The following is a 15,453-nucleotide window of genomic DNA, read 5'->3' on the forward strand; positions in this document are numbered from 1 at the left end:
ATACTCATGCCGCGCGCGCTGCTCACCCTTGTGCTTTGTCTGTTACCCAGTTTTCTGCTGGCCGATAACCTAGACGGCCATTACTTGACGACGCTGGACGGCCAGCCAGCCGAAATGCACCTGCGCAGCCAGGGCCAGCAGGTCACGGGGGAATATGTGGAAGGTGGCAGGCTGCACCTGCAGATCAGCGGCACCTTTGACGGGCAACTGCTCCGGGCTCAGATCAGTGATGCGCAATCTGGCCAGTTGATCGCCAATATGAACGCCACTTACGCCAATGGCATGCTCAACGCCCATATTGCCGCACGCAACCCGACGACCGGGGCCACTCTGGAGCGCAAGGCGCTGTTCCACCGGCAGAACCTTAACGCTGCAGCGGCAGCGCCAAGCAGTAGTCCAAGTAGCAGCGCCACACGCGATCCGGCGCTGATCGGCACCTGGGTACACGAGAAGATCATCAACAGCGGCGGTGCCAATTTCGCTTCAATGACCACCCAGATGATTCTGCAACTGAGTGATGACGGCAGCGTTTCGCAGTGGACGCGCAGTGTGGCAGGTGGCGCTGATTGGAACTACGACAGCCCTGGCGAGCTGCAATACAGCGGCCGCTGGCAGAGCAACAACGGCTTGTTGGAAGTGCAGATGCAGGGTCGCAGTGACTATCAGCCTGCCGCCTACTATCGCTTCAGTGACCAGTACCTGGTCACTGAGAGCAACACCGGCAAGCTGATCTGGCAGCGCCGCCAGTAGTCAATCAGGCCGGCTGATGCAGACGCGTGTTGAACAGCGGCCCACGGCTATAAGCGGACAGTGCCTTGGCAGCGGCCAGCACACCCAGATCAACCAGTGGCTCGATCAGGATCACGCTCATATAGGCCAGACCAAAACTGCCCACGGCCGCCAGGTTCTCACCGGAGAAACCGTTGCCATAGAACGCCCAGAAGCCGACCCAGGCGACGATGCCACCCTGATAGGCGGTCGACAGCGCCAACGCCTGTTTGTAGGAGAGGTCTACATAGGCGGTGCCCGGCGCGATAATGCGCTTGGCCAGCACACTGATCGCCCACAGCGGCACCAGCAGCGTGGTGACGTTCATGCCGTACTGCGGCAGGTCAAACTGAGCAAACAGCAGCCCCTGCAACAGCAGGCCAGCGGCAAGACCTACAGCCGTGGCACCAGCGCCGAACAGCAGCAGCAGGGTCGAACCGAGGATCAGGTGCACCTCGGAAACCCCGACCGCATGGTGCGGAAAGACCTCGAAGAAGCAGAACACCAAGGCGGTGGTCAGCAGGCTACGCAGCGCCAGGGCGGCAGCGCCACCGTTGCTGCGTACGCTGTCGAGGGCAAGTTTGGCCGTAAGGCCAAAGGCACCTGCGGCGGTTGCATAACTGAGGAAGAGTTTGGCGCCAGTAACGACTTCGGGTTCGATGTGCATAGCGATTCCTGTACCGCGCCCACCGCGCGATGATCCGGATTGAGGGGATGGGCATAAGCGCCCGACTTCGATGGCAGGTCTCCTGGCTCACGGCGTGATACTCCACCCGCCTTCCCAACCTTGCGGTCAGTGGCATCTGGGCGTCGCTCGCCGTTTACAGTTGCGGGGGCAGCCATGGCTTCGGCACCGGTTGTGGTGCTTTCCATGTTCCCTTTTCATCCAGTCGCATCACACGGGCTGGAACCATCGGCGGCCACCTTACCCGGCGGCCGCGGGAAATGACAGAGCCGGGCGTTTACCGCGCAGGTAAACCAACGGACTGAGTAGCGCCTGACGCCGTATGGAGCAAGCAGGTGAAGACACCACTGGCGTTGGCGCACAGCAGCCCCTGAGCATCGTGCAGCGTGGCCTGTACCGCGACATTTCGCCCTTCGCGCTGCTGCACGCGGGCTTCGGTTCGCAGCGGCAAGGCCGCAAGACCAATCGGGCGCAGGTAATTCACCTGCAGGCTGGCGGTCACGTAGACCTCTTCGGCACAGGCTTGCGAATACACCGCCAACCCCAACGCCGCATCGAACAGCGTGGCGGTGTAACCACCATGCACACCGCCGAGTGGATTGAAGTGCACGGCCGGCGGCTGACTGCTGAAACTCGCCACCCCGGCTGCGGCCTGCAGCTGAGCGATACCGTAGTCCGCACCGATATCACCGGCCAGCCAGGCCTTTAATTGTTCAAAGAGACTGCTGTGCATGCTCAGGCCTCAGATCAGGTGCGGCGTACTGCGCGCCACCAGCGCCTCGACATTCACCCCACGCGGCAGAGTGCCGTAGACCCGGCCGCCCTGCCCGCCCAAACGGCTGGCTATAAAGGCATCGCTTACCACCGAATTGCCGGCTTCCAGCAGCAGCTTGGCCTGCAGCGCCAGGGCCACGTCTTCGGTCAACTGACGGGCGCGGTACTGGATATCGCCGGTGTCGCGGAAGTCTGCCTGCAGCTTGGCGATATGCGCCTTGAGGCGTGCATCACCATGACCATCGCCGAGCTCATGGAACAGTGCATCGAGCACGCCGGGCTCCTTGGACAGTGCACGCAGCACGTCCAGGCACTGCACGTTACCTGAGCCTTCCCAGGTCGAGTTGACCGGTGCTTCACGGTACAGGCGCGGCAAGATGGTGTCCTCGACATACCCGGCGCCGCCCATGCATTCGGCGGCCTCGTTGATCATGGCGGGCGCACGTTTGCAGATCCAGTACTTGCCCACGGCGGTGACCAGGCGGGCGAACTTATCTTCCTGCTCGTCATGCGGATTATCCAGCGCCTTACCCATGCGCATAGTCAGCGCCAGAGCCGCTTCGCTTTCCAGGGCCAGGTCGGCCAGTACGTTCTGCATCAGCGGCTGTTCGCTGAGTACACGACCACCCACCTGGCGATGAGCGCAGTGGTGTGCGGCCTGGGTCAGGGCCTGACGCATCAGGGCGCTGGAGCCGATCATGCAGTCGAAGCGGGTCAGCGCGACCATCTCGATAATGGTCGGCACGCCACGGCCCTCCTCGCCGACCATCCAGGCCAGGGCGCCGCGAAACTCCACTTCACTGGAGGCGTTCGACCAGTTGCCCAGCTTGTTTTTCAGGCGCTGGATATAGAACTCGTTGCGCGTGCCGTCCGGGCGATGGCGCGGCAGCAGAAAGCAGGTCAAGCCCTTGGTGGTGTACGCCAGGGTCAGGAAGGCATCGCACATCGGCGCCGAGCAGAACCACTTGTGGCCGACCAGTTCATAAGCTTGACCGGGACCACCCAAACCCACCGGGTAGGCACGGGTGGTGTTGGCGCGCACATCGGTGCCGCCCTGCTTCTCAGTCATGGCCATGCCGATGGTCGCGCCGGTTTTCTGCTCGATCGGCAGATTGCGCGGGTCGTACTGGGTGGAGAGGATTTTCGGCAGCCACTTCTCGGCCACATCGGCCTGCAGCTTGAGCGCCGGCACGCTGGCGAAGGTCATGGTCAGTGGGCAACCACTGCCGGCTTCGGCCTGGCTGTGCAGGTAGCTCATGGCGGCGCGCGCCACCTGAGCGCCGGCGCGCGGATCAGTCCAGGGCATGGACGGCAGACCATGCTCGATGGCCGCACTCATCAGCTGGTGATAAGCCGGGTGAAACTCCACCAGATCGGCGCGATGGCCATAGCGGTCGTGGCTTTTGAACACCGGCTTGTTTTCATTGGCGAGAAAGCCTGCGGCCATCAACTCACCGCCGGCCAGGCCGCCATACACATCAAGGCGCTGCTCGGCCCAACCGCCGCCGAAGCGTTTGCTCCACTCCTGCAGCGGCAGGTCAACGCGGTACAGGTTGGCGCCGTCCAACGGAGGCACCTGATTGAACACTTCATGGGTTTCGGCATGTTGGCTGGCATTCATGGCTGAGGCTCCTCTGCGGGCAATGGGGCGCCCACGGCGCGTAGACAAAAGGTGACCAGGGCCTGGCTGACTTCAGCCAGGCTGGGGGCGGGATAACCGGCTTCGCGGGCGGCGCGCGCGGGCGGCGATAACGGGCCGACCAGGGCTTCGGCAATGGCGCCGACCAGGCAGGCAGCAACCAGGTTGATTTGCTGCACGCGGAATACGCCGAGCGCGGCGCCTTCCTGCAGCAATTCGATGAATAGCTCGGCATAAGCTTCGCGGTAGAACAGGCGCTGCTCGTCAACTTCCGGATCAACCGGCTCAGCAATCAGGGCGAAGGCCAAGCGGCGGCTTTCCCAAGCCCTCGCCGCAAAGCGCTCCAACCCCGCGCCCAGGCGTTGCTCCGGACGACCGGTTCCGCGCATGGTGGCGGCCAACGCATCGACTTCACGCTGGCTGGCCACGGCAAACACCTCGGCCGCCAGGCTGCCCTTGCTGCTGAAGTGGCGGTAGAGGCTGCCAGTGGCGATACCGACATCCTCGGCCAGGGCCTGCATGGTCAGCGCGGCAAAGCCGCCTTCGGCCACCCGCGCCAAGGCGGCGCTGATGATGCGCTCACGCAGCGCCTGGTCACGGTCGATACGCAGTGCAGTGGTGCGATAAGCCATGGTCTGAATCCCGATTCACTATTGCTCAAGTGAATCAGGATTCAGAGTTTGGCTAAAGGGCGATTCCGGGCACAACAGCGGGCATATTGGCCAGCTGTTGGCGCTTACAACTCATGCGATCAGGACTCGCGGCAGAGCACCCAGTCGTGCAATAGATTGCGCAGCTGTTCGAACTTAACTGGCTTGGCCAGGTAGTCGCTCATGCCTGCAGCAAGACAGCGCTCACGGTCGCCGCTGTGGCTGTGGGCGGTGATCGCCAACACCGGCAGCAACTGACAACCCGGCAGATTACGCAGCGCCCGGCAGGTGGCAAAACCGTCCATCACCGGCATCTGGCAGTCCAGCAGCACAGCGTCGATGGTCTCGCTACGCAAGAGCTCAAGGGCTTCAGCGCCATTGTCGGCCGTGCGCACCTGATACCCCAGCTTGAGCAGCATGCCGCGGGTTACCAGCTGATTGATCGCGTTGTCTTCGACGATTAATACCGTGCACTGCTCAGGCGCGCGCAGCGCCGGGCCGGTGGCGCGCAGCACGACGGCGGCTGGGGAGGTCATTTGCACCGGCAAGGCCAACGGCAGCTCCAGGCGGAAACAGCTGCCCTGACCGGGCTGTGATTCATGACTGAGATCACCGCCGAGCAGATCGACGAGCTGCCGGCAGATCGCCAGACCAATGCCCAGGCCGCCGTACTCGCGGGTCATCGAACCATCCAGTTGCTGAAAGCGCTGATACAGCTTGCCGTCCGCCGGTACGGCAAAGCCCACACCGGTATCAATCACCTCGATACGCAGCGGCAGAATATCGCTGGCCGAACCGCCACGGCTGACTCGCACCCGCACTTCGCCATGCAGGGTGAACTTGATGGCGTTATCCAGCAGGCAGTTGAGGCTTTGCACCAGCTTGTTAGCGTCGCCTTCGAGGGTGTCCGACAGGCTGTCGTCCAGTTCCAGAATAAAACGCAGGCCTTTTTCCTCGGCGCGCGGCGCGTACTGCGCACGCAAGCCGTCGAACAGGCCGCGCAGGCTGAACGGCTCGCGCCGTGGATACAGGCGGCCCGCTTGCAGTTCGGTGAGGGCGAGAATGTCATTGACCATGCGCATCATGTCGCGGGCCGAACTGGCGGCGGTGCGCTGGTAATGCGCCAGCTCACCGTCGATCTCGAGCATCTGCATCAGTTCCAGCGAACCAATCACCCCATTCATCGGTGTGCGCAGTTCGTGGGTGACGGTGGCGAGGAATTCATCCTTGAGGCGGTTGCTGTTGGCCAGCTCCTGGTTGAAGGCTTCCAGCTTGAGCCCGGCCTCTTGGAGGATGCGCGTGCGTTCTTCCTTCATCGCGTTGATGCGGTCGGCCAGGGCCAGCGAGAGCAGGCCAACTTCCAGCGCCGAGCCAATCTGACTGGCGTACATGGTTAGGAACATATTCGGCAGGTAGCCCAGCACCATCAGCGTGTTGACCATCCCACCGGCGAGAAAGGCCGTCCAGGCGATAATGAAATAGCGCGCCACACGCATGCCGCGCATCCAGGCGAGGATGCCGGCACTGAAGATCACCACGGTAAAGCCCAGCGCCAGGTAGGTGGCCAAACGCAATGACAGGGCATAACTGGCCGTCAGTGCCAGGGTCATCACCAGCACACCAGACCCCATCATCAGCAATAAGGCGCGGTCGACCCAAGGACTGTGCTCGGCGGTATGCAGGAAGCTGCGGGCGAACTGACACCCAAACAACGCAGCCGCACCAATCAGAAACGGCGTGGCAGCGTTCGCCCACCACGGGCTGTTGGGCCAGAAATACTCGATGGCCGCGCCGTTAACCGACAGCTGATAAAAGCCGAACGAGGCGATATAGAGGATGTAATACAGGTAGCTGGTGTCGCGCACGCTGAGGAAGATAAACAGGTTGTAGATCAGCATCACCAGCAGCACGCCGTAGATGATGCCCAACACATAGATGCGCGCCGGTTGCTCTTCCAGGTAGGCGTTGGGCGCCCAGAGGGTCAGTGGCGCCTGGATCGAGCCCTGGCTTTCCAGGCGCAAGTAAACACTTTGCCGTTGCCCCGGTGGCAACCTCAGTTCAAACACATAGTTGTGCTGCTTGATCTCGCGACTGGAGAACGGCAAGGCATCGCCGGTGTGCTGGCTCAGTTGATAGCGTCCCTGTGCATCGGGCAGGTACAGCTGCACATGATCAAGCGGCGGATAGGCCAGCTCCAGCAACCAGGGCTGGTCGCCATTCGCCTGCTGCGGGCGGTATTCCAGGTCCAAGCGCAGCCAGAACACCGAACGCGAATAGCCAGCATTCAGTACACCCTTGTCATGCTGACGGAAGCTGGCCTGCAGGGCTGGAGAGGTGATGTCCTCGATGCTGGCATCGCCGCGTACATCCTCGAAAACCGACATGGCCGTGCCGAGCGGCAGGCTGCGGGTGTTTTCGTCAAAAACCAATGCCCCGGCCAACCCTGGCACCAGCATGAAGAAGCAGAGAAGGATGTAGTGCATGCAGCTCAGCCAGAGTAGGCCAACAGCGCCACGGCGCGCCGTTGGAAGCGGTGTAATTGAATGCTGGCACTCTAACATAGGCCTTTACACCAGAACCCCAGGAAAAACCTGAATGACCTGGAGTTTTTTGACCGTTCATTGGCCCGCGTCACAACTCTTCCCGAGCCTGCGACAGATCGTCCGCAGGACGGGCTTTCCTGCCGCAACAGGGTCTGCAAGCCGCCGTTTGGTGGTAAGCTCGCGCACCATGAAAACGCCTACTTCTCGCCCCGTAGTGCTGTGCCTGTCCGGTCACGACCCCAGTGGTGGTGCTGGCCTGCAAGCCGACATCGAAGCCCTGCTCGCCCAAGGCTGTCACGCCGCTCCTACCGTGACCGCGCTGACCGTGCAGGACACCGTCAATGTTTCTGACTTCCGCGTGCTCGACCGCGACTGGGTCTTGGCCCAGGCCAATGCGGTGATCAATGACCTGCCGGTCGAAGCCGTTAAGCTCGGCATGCTCGGCTCGGTCGAGATGGTCGAGACCGTGCTGCACATCATGCAGCGCTTACCCGGCATTCCGCTGGTCTGCGACCCGGTGCTGCGTGCCGGTGGTGGTGGCGCACTGGGCAAGGACGAAGTCGGTTATGCCATGCGCGAGCGCCTGCTGCCCGTTGCCACCATAGCCACGCCGAACCTACCGGAAGCACGCATCCTGGCCGAGCTGCCCGAGGGTACGGCCGATGAGTGCGCCGAGAAGCTGCTGCCCTTCATCCAACACCTGCTGATCACCGGCGGTCATGGCGATGAGCATGAAGTGCACAACCGCCTGTACAGCCGTGATGGCAGCCGCCACACCTTTACCTGCCAGCGCCTACCCGGCAGCTACCATGGCTCCGGCTGCACCCTGGCCAGCACCCTGGCCGGTCGCCTGGCACTGGGTCAGGAGCTGGTCAGCGCCGTGCAATTTGCCCTCGACTACACCTGGCGCACCCTGCGCGATGCCGAACAACCTGGCCACGGCCAGTTTATTCCGCGCCGCCTGCCACTCGATCTTTCTTGATGAACGGCTGCTGTATGGAGCGCACCCCATGAAACTGCGTGGCCTGTATGCCATCACCGATAGCGAATTACTCAAGGGCAAGCTGCTGCCCTACGTCGAGGCGGCACTCAAGGGTGGCGCGACGCTGCTGCAGTACCGCGACAAATCCAGCGATGAAGCGCGGCGCCTACGCGAAGCCGAAGCCCTGCGCGAGCTGTGCAACCGCTATGGTGCAGCACTGATCATCAATGACGACGCCGAACTGGCGGCGCGCCTCGGCGTGGGCTTACACCTGGGGCAAGGCGATGGCTCGCTGTCCGTCGCCCGCGCCCTGCTCGGGCGCAAAGCAATTATTGGCGGCACCTGCCACGCCCAGCTGGAACTGGCCGAAGCCGCCGCCAAAGAAGGCGCCAGCTACGTCGCCTTCGGCCGCTTCTTCAATTCCAACACCAAGCCTGGCGCACCGGCGGCTGATGCCGAGCTGCTGACGGCGGCGAAAGCCAAGATCAACCTGCCGATTGTCGCCATCGGCGGCGTGACCCTGGACAACGCCCCTGAGCTGATTGCCCACGGCGCCAGCATGGTGGCCGTGGTGCACGGCCTGTTCGGGGCCGACTCGGCTGCTGAAGTCGAGCGTCGCGCACGCGCCTTTGGTGCCCTTTTTTAAGACAGCAAGGACGTACATGGCCAATCATTACGCTTTGATTGACTTGGAAAATATCCAGCCAGCATCTCTACAAAAGCTGAAAAAAGAAGGCTACCGAATAAAGGTTTTTGTTGGTGCAACTCAAAGCAAAATTGCCATTGATCTGGCAGCAGAGTTGCAGTCCTTTGGAAATGATGCGGAATACATACGAATAGAGGGCAGCGGTAACAACGCACTCGACTTCCATATTGCTTTCTATATGGGCCGTATCTCAGCCAACGATCCCGAAAGTCGTTTCGTCGTGCTGTCCAAAGACACTGGCTACGACCCCCTGCTTAAGCACATGCGTGGCTGTGGCATTCCGGCTAATCGCAGTGGTGTGACAGTAGCGATAAAAGCGGCACCCGCCACTAAAGCTCCGACGACAGTGAGCTCGAAAAAATCGCCACAACAGATGTCCTTGGCAGAACGTGTAGAACATGCGCACCAGCATCTAAATCGGGCAGGGAAAGCAAAACCGGCAAAAATCAAAACACTTGGTTCTGCAATGCAGTCTCTTTTTCAGAAGAAGCTGGATGACGCCGCAATTACCAACCTGATTAAAGAGCTGATCAGGCAAGGTGTTGTGATCGAGAATCAAGGATCGGTTTCTTATAAGCTAACCAAATCAAAGTAAGGTCATGACAATGTCCCGTTCCGAAACCCTCTTCGCCAACGCGCAAAAGCACATCCCCGGTGGCGTCAACTCGCCGGTGCGCGCCTTCAAAAGCGTCGGTGGCACGCCGCTGTTCTTCAAGCATGCTGAAGGCGCCTACGTCACTGATGAAGACGATAAGCGCTACGTCGACTACGTCGGCTCCTGGGGCCCGATGATCCTCGGCCACAGCCACCCGGAAGTCCTCGACGCAGTTCGCAACCAGTTGCAACACGGCCTGTCCTACGGCGCACCGACCGCCATGGAAACCGAGATGGCGGACCTGGTGTGCAGCCTGGTGCCGTCGATGGAAATGGTGCGCATGGTCAGCTCCGGCACCGAGGCGACCATGAGCGCCATCCGCCTGGCCCGTGGCTACACCGGCCGCGACAACATCATCAAATTCGAAGGCTGCTATCACGGCCACTCCGACAGCCTGCTGGTGAAAGCCGGCTCCGGCCTACTGACCCAGGGCGTGCCAAGCTCGGCCGGCGTGCCGGCGGACTTCGCCAAACACACCCTGACCCTGCCCTTCAACGACCTGGCAGCGGTCGAGCAGATGCTCAGCGAAGTCGGTTCGAGCGTTGCCTGCATCATCGTCGAGCCGGTAGCCGGCAACATGAACTGCGTGCCGCCTGCACCGGGTTACCTGCAGGGTCTGCGCGAACAGTGCGACAAATACGGCGTGGTGCTGATCTTCGACGAAGTGATGACCGGTTTCCGCGTCGCCCTCGGTGGTGCCCAGGCTTATTACGGCGTCACCCCGGACCTGACCACCTTCGGCAAGATCATCGGCGGCGGTATGCCGGTCGGCTGTTTCGGCGGCAAGCGCGAGATCATGCATTGCATCGCCCCGCTCGGCCCGGTGTACCAGGCCGGTACTCTGTCGGGTAACCCACTGGCCATGGCCGCAGGCCTGACTACTTTGCGCCTGATCAAACGCCCGGGCTTCCACGCCGAGCTGACTGACTACACCAGCCGCATGCTCCAGGGCCTGCAGGACCGCGCCGATGCGGCCGGCATCCCGTTTGTCACCACCCAAGCGGGCGGCATGTTCGGCCTGTATTTCAGCGGCGCTGACGACATCGTCACCTTTGACGATGTAATGGCCAGCGATGCCGAGCGCTTCAAGCGCTTCTTCCACCTGATGCTGGCAGGGGGCGTGTACCTGGCGCCGAGCGCTTTCGAGGCCGGCTTCACCTCCATCGCCCACGGCGATGCCGAGTTGAAGATCACCCTGGACGCCGCCGAGCGCGCCTTTGCCGAGCTGAAGAACGCCTGATGCAGTACAGCACGGCACTCTCCGATGGCGTGCTGGCTCTGGCCTGCCTGGCCTGCGCAATCGCCATCGGCAAAGCACGCAAGCACTATGGTGAAGCCGATCAGCCCGCACTGTTTTGCGCCCTACTAGGGTTTCTCTTGCCGGCCGCTGCAGCGACCGTTGGCGTGGTTCGCTTCGGCATCGACCCCAGCGCGCAGGCCGCGCACCTGTGGTTAAGCCAAGCCAGCAGCTTTCTCGGTCTGCCGCTGCTTGGCGCCGCCGCGCTGGCTTTGGGGCGTGGCTGGGAATGGAGTCGCGCCAACTGGGGGCGCATACTGCTCGGGCTGTGCGCCTTCTTCGAGCTGTTCCGGCAGATGAACCAGCTGGAGGATTATCGCCTGCTGCTCAATCTGGCAACCTTGCTGCTGATTCTCTACGCCGGTGCTGTGCAGTGGCCCAGACGTGCCCCCCTGGCTTCGGCGATTGCGGTGGTCGGGTTGTTTCTGCTGGCCGGCTTGGCCGTCGGCACCGAGGGCTTTATCGGTTCTTTACGCCGTCTCGACCTGTTCCACGCCCTGCTGACGCCGGCCTACCCACTGCTGGCCTGGCTACTGTTGAGCCTGCCTGGCAACGCAAAAAATGGCCGCACGGAAGAAAACCCGGTAAAGACTTTGTAAGAACGCCGCTGCTTATTTCATAATGTGATGGCTGCCGCGTTACGGCGGCCAGGCAGATCGCCTGTTGTGCATCCCGAGGTAAACGGATTTTCATGAAACGCACCGGCCGCACCCTGTCTCTGGGCTGCCTGTTGCTCCTGCTGCCACTGCTTGCCTCGGCGAGCGGCAATTCCTTGCTGATCCCCGCGCTTGGCAGCTGCTCACTCAACACCGCCCCCGAAGAACTACCCGCTGCTGTCGAAGCCTGCGAGCAAGCTGCGCTCAATGGCGATCTGCAGGCGGAGTTTGAACTGGGCGAGTTCTATTACGACGGCAAGCGTGTCGAACGTGATCTCAGCCAGGCGCTGAAATGGTTCGAGCAGGCATCACTGCAAGGCCATGCGCAATCGCAGTACCGCCTGGGCATGATGTTTTTCCGCGGCGAAGGCGTACAAGCTAACGCCGTGCAGGCCTATATCGTGCTGAAAATGGCGGCAGTGAATGGTTCGGACGAAGCCATGGACAGCGCCGACCTGATTGCCGCGCAGATGCCCCGTGATGAGCTGGAGATCGCTAGCCAGGTGCTCGGGCAAATCTTCCGCAACTACCTGCTGGAATTGCAGAACGCCGACACCCTTACCTCACCGTTCGCCCCGCTGCCCTGATTCAACCCATCTAACACGCTTAGACACTGTTTAAGATCTCGCGAGCTAGAGTCATGCAAGGCAAAAACAGACGAGGAAGCGGAGTGTACTTTTGTACATGAGCATTCTGAGGCTGTTTTTAACGCAGCAGGGCCGACGCGCAGCAGATCGTATGTCGACTGCTTACTTGTCCGGCATCGGCATAGGGAACGGCATCACATTGCCGCCGCCCTTGGCTTCGCTGATCTTCGGCGTGCCCAGGCGCTCGACTTCGTCGATGCGGATGATCGCGTGCATGGGGATAAAGCTGCGCACCACGCCATCGAACTGCGCCTTAAGCTTTTCCTCGCTGGGGTCGACGACCACCTGGGTGCGCTCGCCGAAGACGAACTCCTCCACTTCCAGAAAGCCCCACAGATCGCTTTGAAAGATCTGCTTGGCGTACATCTCGTACACCTGACCCTGGTTGAGGAAAATCACCTTGTAGATGGGTTCGCGCTTGCTCATGGCTATGCAGTTCGTACCGATGGATTAATTGAAAGGGCGCGGATCATAGCATAGCCGCCTAGCAGCCAACGCTAGGAACCCTGGCACTAGCTCCCTATAATGCGCGGTTCTTCGAATCACCCTTTTTGAGCGCGCATGACCAAGAAGCTTTATATCGAAACCCACGGTTGCCAGATGAACGAGTACGACAGCTCGCGCATGATTGACCTGTTGGGCGAACATCAAGCCCTGGAAGTCACCGAGAAGGCCGCAGACGCTGACATCATCCTGCTCAACACCTGCTCGATCCGTGAAAAAGCCCAGGACAAGGTGTTCTCGCAACTCGGCCGCTGGCAAAAACTGAAAATTGCCAACCCCGACCTGGTGATCGGCGTCGGCGGCTGTGTGGCCAGCCAGGAAGGCGCGGCGATTCGTGATCGCGCGCCCTACGTCGACGTGGTCTTCGGCCCGCAGACCCTGCACCGACTGCCGGAAATGATCGACGCCGCGCGTACCACCAAGATCGCCCAGGTCGACATCAGCTTCCCCGAGATCGAAAAATTCGACCGCCTGCCCGAACCACGTGTCGACGGCCCCAGCGCCTACGTGTCGGTGATGGAAGGCTGCAGCAAGTACTGCACCTTCTGCGTGGTGCCCTACACCCGTGGCGAAGAAGTCAGCCGCCCCATGGCCGACGTGCTCGGTGAGATCATCCACCTGGCCGAACACGGCGTGCGTGAGATCACCCTGCTCGGGCAGAACGTCAACGGCTACCGTGGCGCAACCCAGAATGGGCAGATTGCTGACTTCGCCGAGCTGCTCTATGCCGTAGCGGCCATCGACGGTATCGACCGCATTCGCTACACCACCAGCCATCCGCTGGAGTTCTCCGACGCGCTGATCCAGGCCCACGCCGAAATTCCCGAACTGGTGAAGTACCTGCACCTGCCGGTGCAATCGGGCTCCGACCGCATTCTCGCGGCGATGAAGCGCAACCACACCGCACTGGAATACAAGTCGCGCATCCGCAAGCTGCGCGCCGCCGTGCCGGACATTCTGATCAGCTCGGACTTCATCGTCGGTTTCCCCGGTGAAACCGAGAAGGACTTCGAGCAGACCATGAAGCTGGTCGAGGATGTCGGTTTCGACTTCTGCTACTCCTTCGTCTACAGCGCGCGTCCTGGCACCCCGGCGGCGGACCTGCCCGATGACACCACGCTGGAGCTGAAAAAACAGCGCCTGGCACTGCTGCAACACCGCATCACCCAGCAAGGCTTCGAAAACAGCCGACGCATGGCGGGCACCGTGCAGCGCATCCTGGTCAACGATTACTCGAAGAAGGATCCTGGCATGCTCCAGGGCCGCACCGAGAGCAATCGGGTGGTCAACTTCCGCAGCGACAACCCGCGCCTGATCGGCCAGTTTGTCGACGTGTATATCGACGAAGCCATGCCCAACTCGCTGCGCGGCACTTTGCTCAGCGAAACCGTCTGCAACTAAAGCCGCAGCGGCCCGAGCTTCCCCCTCGCGGCCGCTAGCGCTATTCTTCGTTTCACTACCCCAGCCGACTGGCGGCCATCACACGACCTTGAACGCACCCATAGAACCACTCCGCTTTATCCTTGAACCCTTTGAGGCTCGCCGCTTCGCTAACCTGTGCGGCCAATTTGATGAGCACTTGCGCCTGATCGAACAGCGCCTGGGTATCGAATTGCGCAACCGCGGCAACCAGTTCGAACTGGTCGGCACCGCTGGCCAGACCCGCGCAGCCGAACAGCTGCTGCGCCGCCTGTACCGCGAAGCCGAAAACACCGAACTGTCGCCCGAGCTGGTGCACCTGTTTCTGCAGGAGTCCGGCATCGAGGAAATGAGCAACCCGACCGTCGAAGCCAGCGTCGCCCTGCGCACCCGCAAGGGCATGATTCGCCCGCGCGGGGCCAATCAGCAGCGCTACGTCAAAGCCATCCTCGACCACGACATTAACTTCGGCATCGGTCCAGCAGGCACGGGTAAAACCTACCTGGCGGTGGCCTGCGCCGTGGACGCCCTGGAGCGCGAGCAAATTCGCCGCATCCTGCTGGTACGCCCGGCGGTAGAAGCTGGCGAGAAGCTCGGTTTCCTCCCCGGCGACCTGTCGCAGAAGATCGACCCCTACCTGCGCCCGCTGTACGACGCGCTTTACGAGATGCTCGGCTTCGAACAGGTGGCCAAGCTGATCGAGAAACAGGTGATCGAAGTCGCGCCACTGGCCTACATGCGCGGCCGCACCCTGAACAACAGCTTTATCATCCTCGACGAAAGCCAGAACACCACGCTGGAACAGATGAAGATGTTCCTTACTCGCATCGGTTTCGGCTCCACCGCAGTGATCACCGGCGACATCACCCAGGTCGACCTGCCGCGCGGTACCAAAAGTGGCCTAACCCACGTCATCGACGTGTTGCGTGACGTTCCGGGCATCAGCTTTACCCACTTCAAGCCTAAGGACGTGGTGCGTCACCCGCTGGTGCAGCGCATCGTCGAAGCCTACGAGCGCTACGACAACCGCATACACGGCAAGATGGATAACGAGCAGGATGAGCGCAATGCTTGAGCTTGACCTGCAGATCGCCAGCGACGCCACCGCCCTGCCGAGCGAGGCGCAGTTTCGCGCCTGGTGCGAGATAGCCCTGCGCCAGCGCAGCGCCGACTCCGAGCTGACCATTCGCCTGGTCGATGAAGCAGAGGGTCGCGAGCTCAATCACACATGGCGTCATAAAGATTACGCCACCAACGTACTATCCTTCCCTGCCGATGTGCCGGACGAGATGCTGGATATACCGCTGCTCGGTGATCTGGTGATCTGCGTGCCGGTGGTTGAGCGCGAAGCCCAGGAACAAGCTAAAACCAGCGAAGCGCATTGGGCGCACCTAGTGATCCACGGTTGCCTGCACCTGCTCGGCTATGACCACATCGACGATGAGGAAGCCGAAGAGATGGAAGCGCTGGAACGAGAATTGCTGGCTGAGTTGGGTCACCCCGACCCTTACGCCGACCACGAATAAAT

16 protein-coding genes and 1 riboswitch are annotated in these 15,453 nt (G+C 61.5%); of the genes, 10 read left to right on the forward strand and 6 right to left on the reverse strand.

Annotation, left to right across the window (positions count from 1 at the left end; translation table 11 throughout):
* Window positions 1-6: 6 nt before the first annotated feature.
* Window positions 7-750 carry a hypothetical protein gene (locus BLO50_RS04765; protein WP_090249206.1) on the forward strand — a complete coding sequence of 248 codons (744 nt, stop codon included), beginning with the start codon at window positions 7-9 and terminating at the stop codon, window positions 748-750.
* Window positions 751-754: 4 nt separating this feature from the next.
* Here the strand turns inward: BLO50_RS04765 and BLO50_RS04770 are convergent, their stop codons facing one another.
* From BLO50_RS04770 to BLO50_RS04790, 5 genes are all read right to left on the reverse strand, one after another.
* Complete coding sequence (locus BLO50_RS04770; RefSeq protein ID WP_090249208.1) at window positions 755-1,435, reverse strand: energy-coupling factor ABC transporter permease; 681 nt, start codon at window positions 1,433-1,435, stop codon at window positions 755-757.
* Between the two features lie 55 nt (window positions 1,436-1,490).
* Window positions 1,491-1,698, reverse strand: a riboswitch (cobalamin riboswitch).
* A 32-nt stretch (window positions 1,699-1,730) separates the two neighbouring features.
* A complete protein-coding gene (locus BLO50_RS04775) occupies window positions 1,731-2,186 on the reverse strand; it encodes a PaaI family thioesterase (protein ID WP_090249209.1) in 456 nt (151 codons plus the stop codon).
* 9 nt (window positions 2,187-2,195) lie between these two features.
* Window positions 2,196-3,848, reverse strand: a complete 1,653-nt coding sequence (locus tag BLO50_RS04780) for an acyl-CoA dehydrogenase family protein (RefSeq protein WP_090249211.1) — start codon at window positions 3,846-3,848, stop codon at window positions 2,196-2,198.
* Window positions 3,845-4,498: a TetR/AcrR family transcriptional regulator gene (locus BLO50_RS04785; protein WP_090249213.1), complete on the reverse strand. Its 654-nt coding sequence runs from the start codon at window positions 4,496-4,498 to the stop codon at window positions 3,845-3,847. Before BLO50_RS04785 ends, BLO50_RS04780 begins: the two co-directional genes overlap by 4 nt.
* A gap of 119 nt (window positions 4,499-4,617) precedes the next feature.
* Window positions 4,618-6,999 (reverse strand): hybrid sensor histidine kinase/response regulator, encoded by a 2,382-nt coding sequence (locus BLO50_RS04790; protein WP_090249214.1) that lies wholly within the window; start codon window positions 6,997-6,999, stop codon window positions 4,618-4,620.
* Between the two features lie 247 nt (window positions 7,000-7,246).
* Here BLO50_RS04790 and BLO50_RS04795 point away from each other — a divergent pair, with 247 nt between their 5' ends.
* The 6 genes from BLO50_RS04795 to BLO50_RS04820 all read left to right on the forward strand — a co-directional run bounded on the left by BLO50_RS04795 (window position 7,247) and on the right by BLO50_RS04820 (window position 11,942).
* On the forward strand, window positions 7,247-8,041 hold the full coding sequence (locus tag BLO50_RS04795) for a hydroxymethylpyrimidine/phosphomethylpyrimidine kinase (protein WP_090251242.1): 795 nt from the start codon (window positions 7,247-7,249) through the stop codon (window positions 8,039-8,041).
* A 28-nt stretch (window positions 8,042-8,069) separates the two neighbouring features.
* The gene (gene thiE, locus BLO50_RS04800) at window positions 8,070-8,687 is read left to right on the forward strand and encodes a thiamine phosphate synthase (protein ID WP_090249216.1); all 618 of its coding nucleotides are present in this window, start codon (window positions 8,070-8,072) and stop codon (window positions 8,685-8,687) included.
* Between the two features lie 16 nt (window positions 8,688-8,703).
* Window positions 8,704-9,342, forward strand: coding sequence for a PIN domain-containing protein (locus BLO50_RS04805; RefSeq protein WP_090249218.1), 639 nt, complete (start codon window positions 8,704-8,706; stop codon window positions 9,340-9,342).
* 10 nt (window positions 9,343-9,352) lie between these two features.
* Window positions 9,353-10,642 carry a glutamate-1-semialdehyde 2,1-aminomutase gene (gene hemL, locus BLO50_RS04810; protein ID WP_090251245.1) on the forward strand — a complete coding sequence of 430 codons (1,290 nt, stop codon included), beginning with the start codon at window positions 9,353-9,355 and terminating at the stop codon, window positions 10,640-10,642.
* Complete coding sequence (locus tag BLO50_RS04815) at window positions 10,642-11,298, forward strand: DUF6962 family protein (RefSeq protein ID WP_090249220.1); 657 nt, start codon at window positions 10,642-10,644, stop codon at window positions 11,296-11,298. Before hemL ends, BLO50_RS04815 begins: the two co-directional genes overlap by 1 nt.
* Before the next feature lie 92 nt (window positions 11,299-11,390).
* On the forward strand, window positions 11,391-11,942 hold the full coding sequence (locus BLO50_RS04820; protein WP_090249223.1) for a tetratricopeptide repeat protein: 552 nt from the start codon (window positions 11,391-11,393) through the stop codon (window positions 11,940-11,942).
* 162 nt (window positions 11,943-12,104) lie between these two features.
* Here the strand turns inward: BLO50_RS04820 and BLO50_RS04825 are convergent, their stop codons facing one another.
* A complete protein-coding gene (locus BLO50_RS04825) occupies window positions 12,105-12,428 on the reverse strand; it encodes a DUF1820 family protein (protein WP_090249225.1) in 324 nt (107 codons plus the stop codon).
* A gap of 135 nt (window positions 12,429-12,563) precedes the next feature.
* On the opposite strand from BLO50_RS04825, the gene miaB reads away from it, so the two are divergent.
* The 3 genes from miaB to ybeY all read left to right on the forward strand — a co-directional run bounded on the left by miaB (window position 12,564) and on the right by ybeY (window position 15,451).
* Window positions 12,564-13,907, forward strand: a complete 1,344-nt coding sequence (gene miaB, locus BLO50_RS04830) for a tRNA (N6-isopentenyl adenosine(37)-C2)-methylthiotransferase MiaB (protein ID WP_090249226.1) — start codon at window positions 12,564-12,566, stop codon at window positions 13,905-13,907.
* 88 nt (window positions 13,908-13,995) lie between these two features.
* The gene (locus BLO50_RS04835; protein ID WP_090249228.1) at window positions 13,996-15,000 is read left to right on the forward strand and encodes a PhoH family protein; all 1,005 of its coding nucleotides are present in this window, start codon (window positions 13,996-13,998) and stop codon (window positions 14,998-15,000) included.
* Complete coding sequence (gene ybeY / locus BLO50_RS04840) at window positions 14,993-15,451, forward strand: rRNA maturation RNase YbeY (RefSeq protein WP_090249230.1); 459 nt, start codon at window positions 14,993-14,995, stop codon at window positions 15,449-15,451. The genes BLO50_RS04835 and ybeY overlap by 8 nt, the downstream gene beginning before the upstream one ends.
* The last annotated feature ends 2 nt before the right edge of the window (window positions 15,452-15,453 follow it).

It is taken from the genome of Pseudomonas peli, from assembly GCF_900099645.1.
Taxonomy (GTDB): domain Bacteria; phylum Pseudomonadota; class Gammaproteobacteria; order Pseudomonadales; family Pseudomonadaceae; genus Aquipseudomonas; species Aquipseudomonas peli.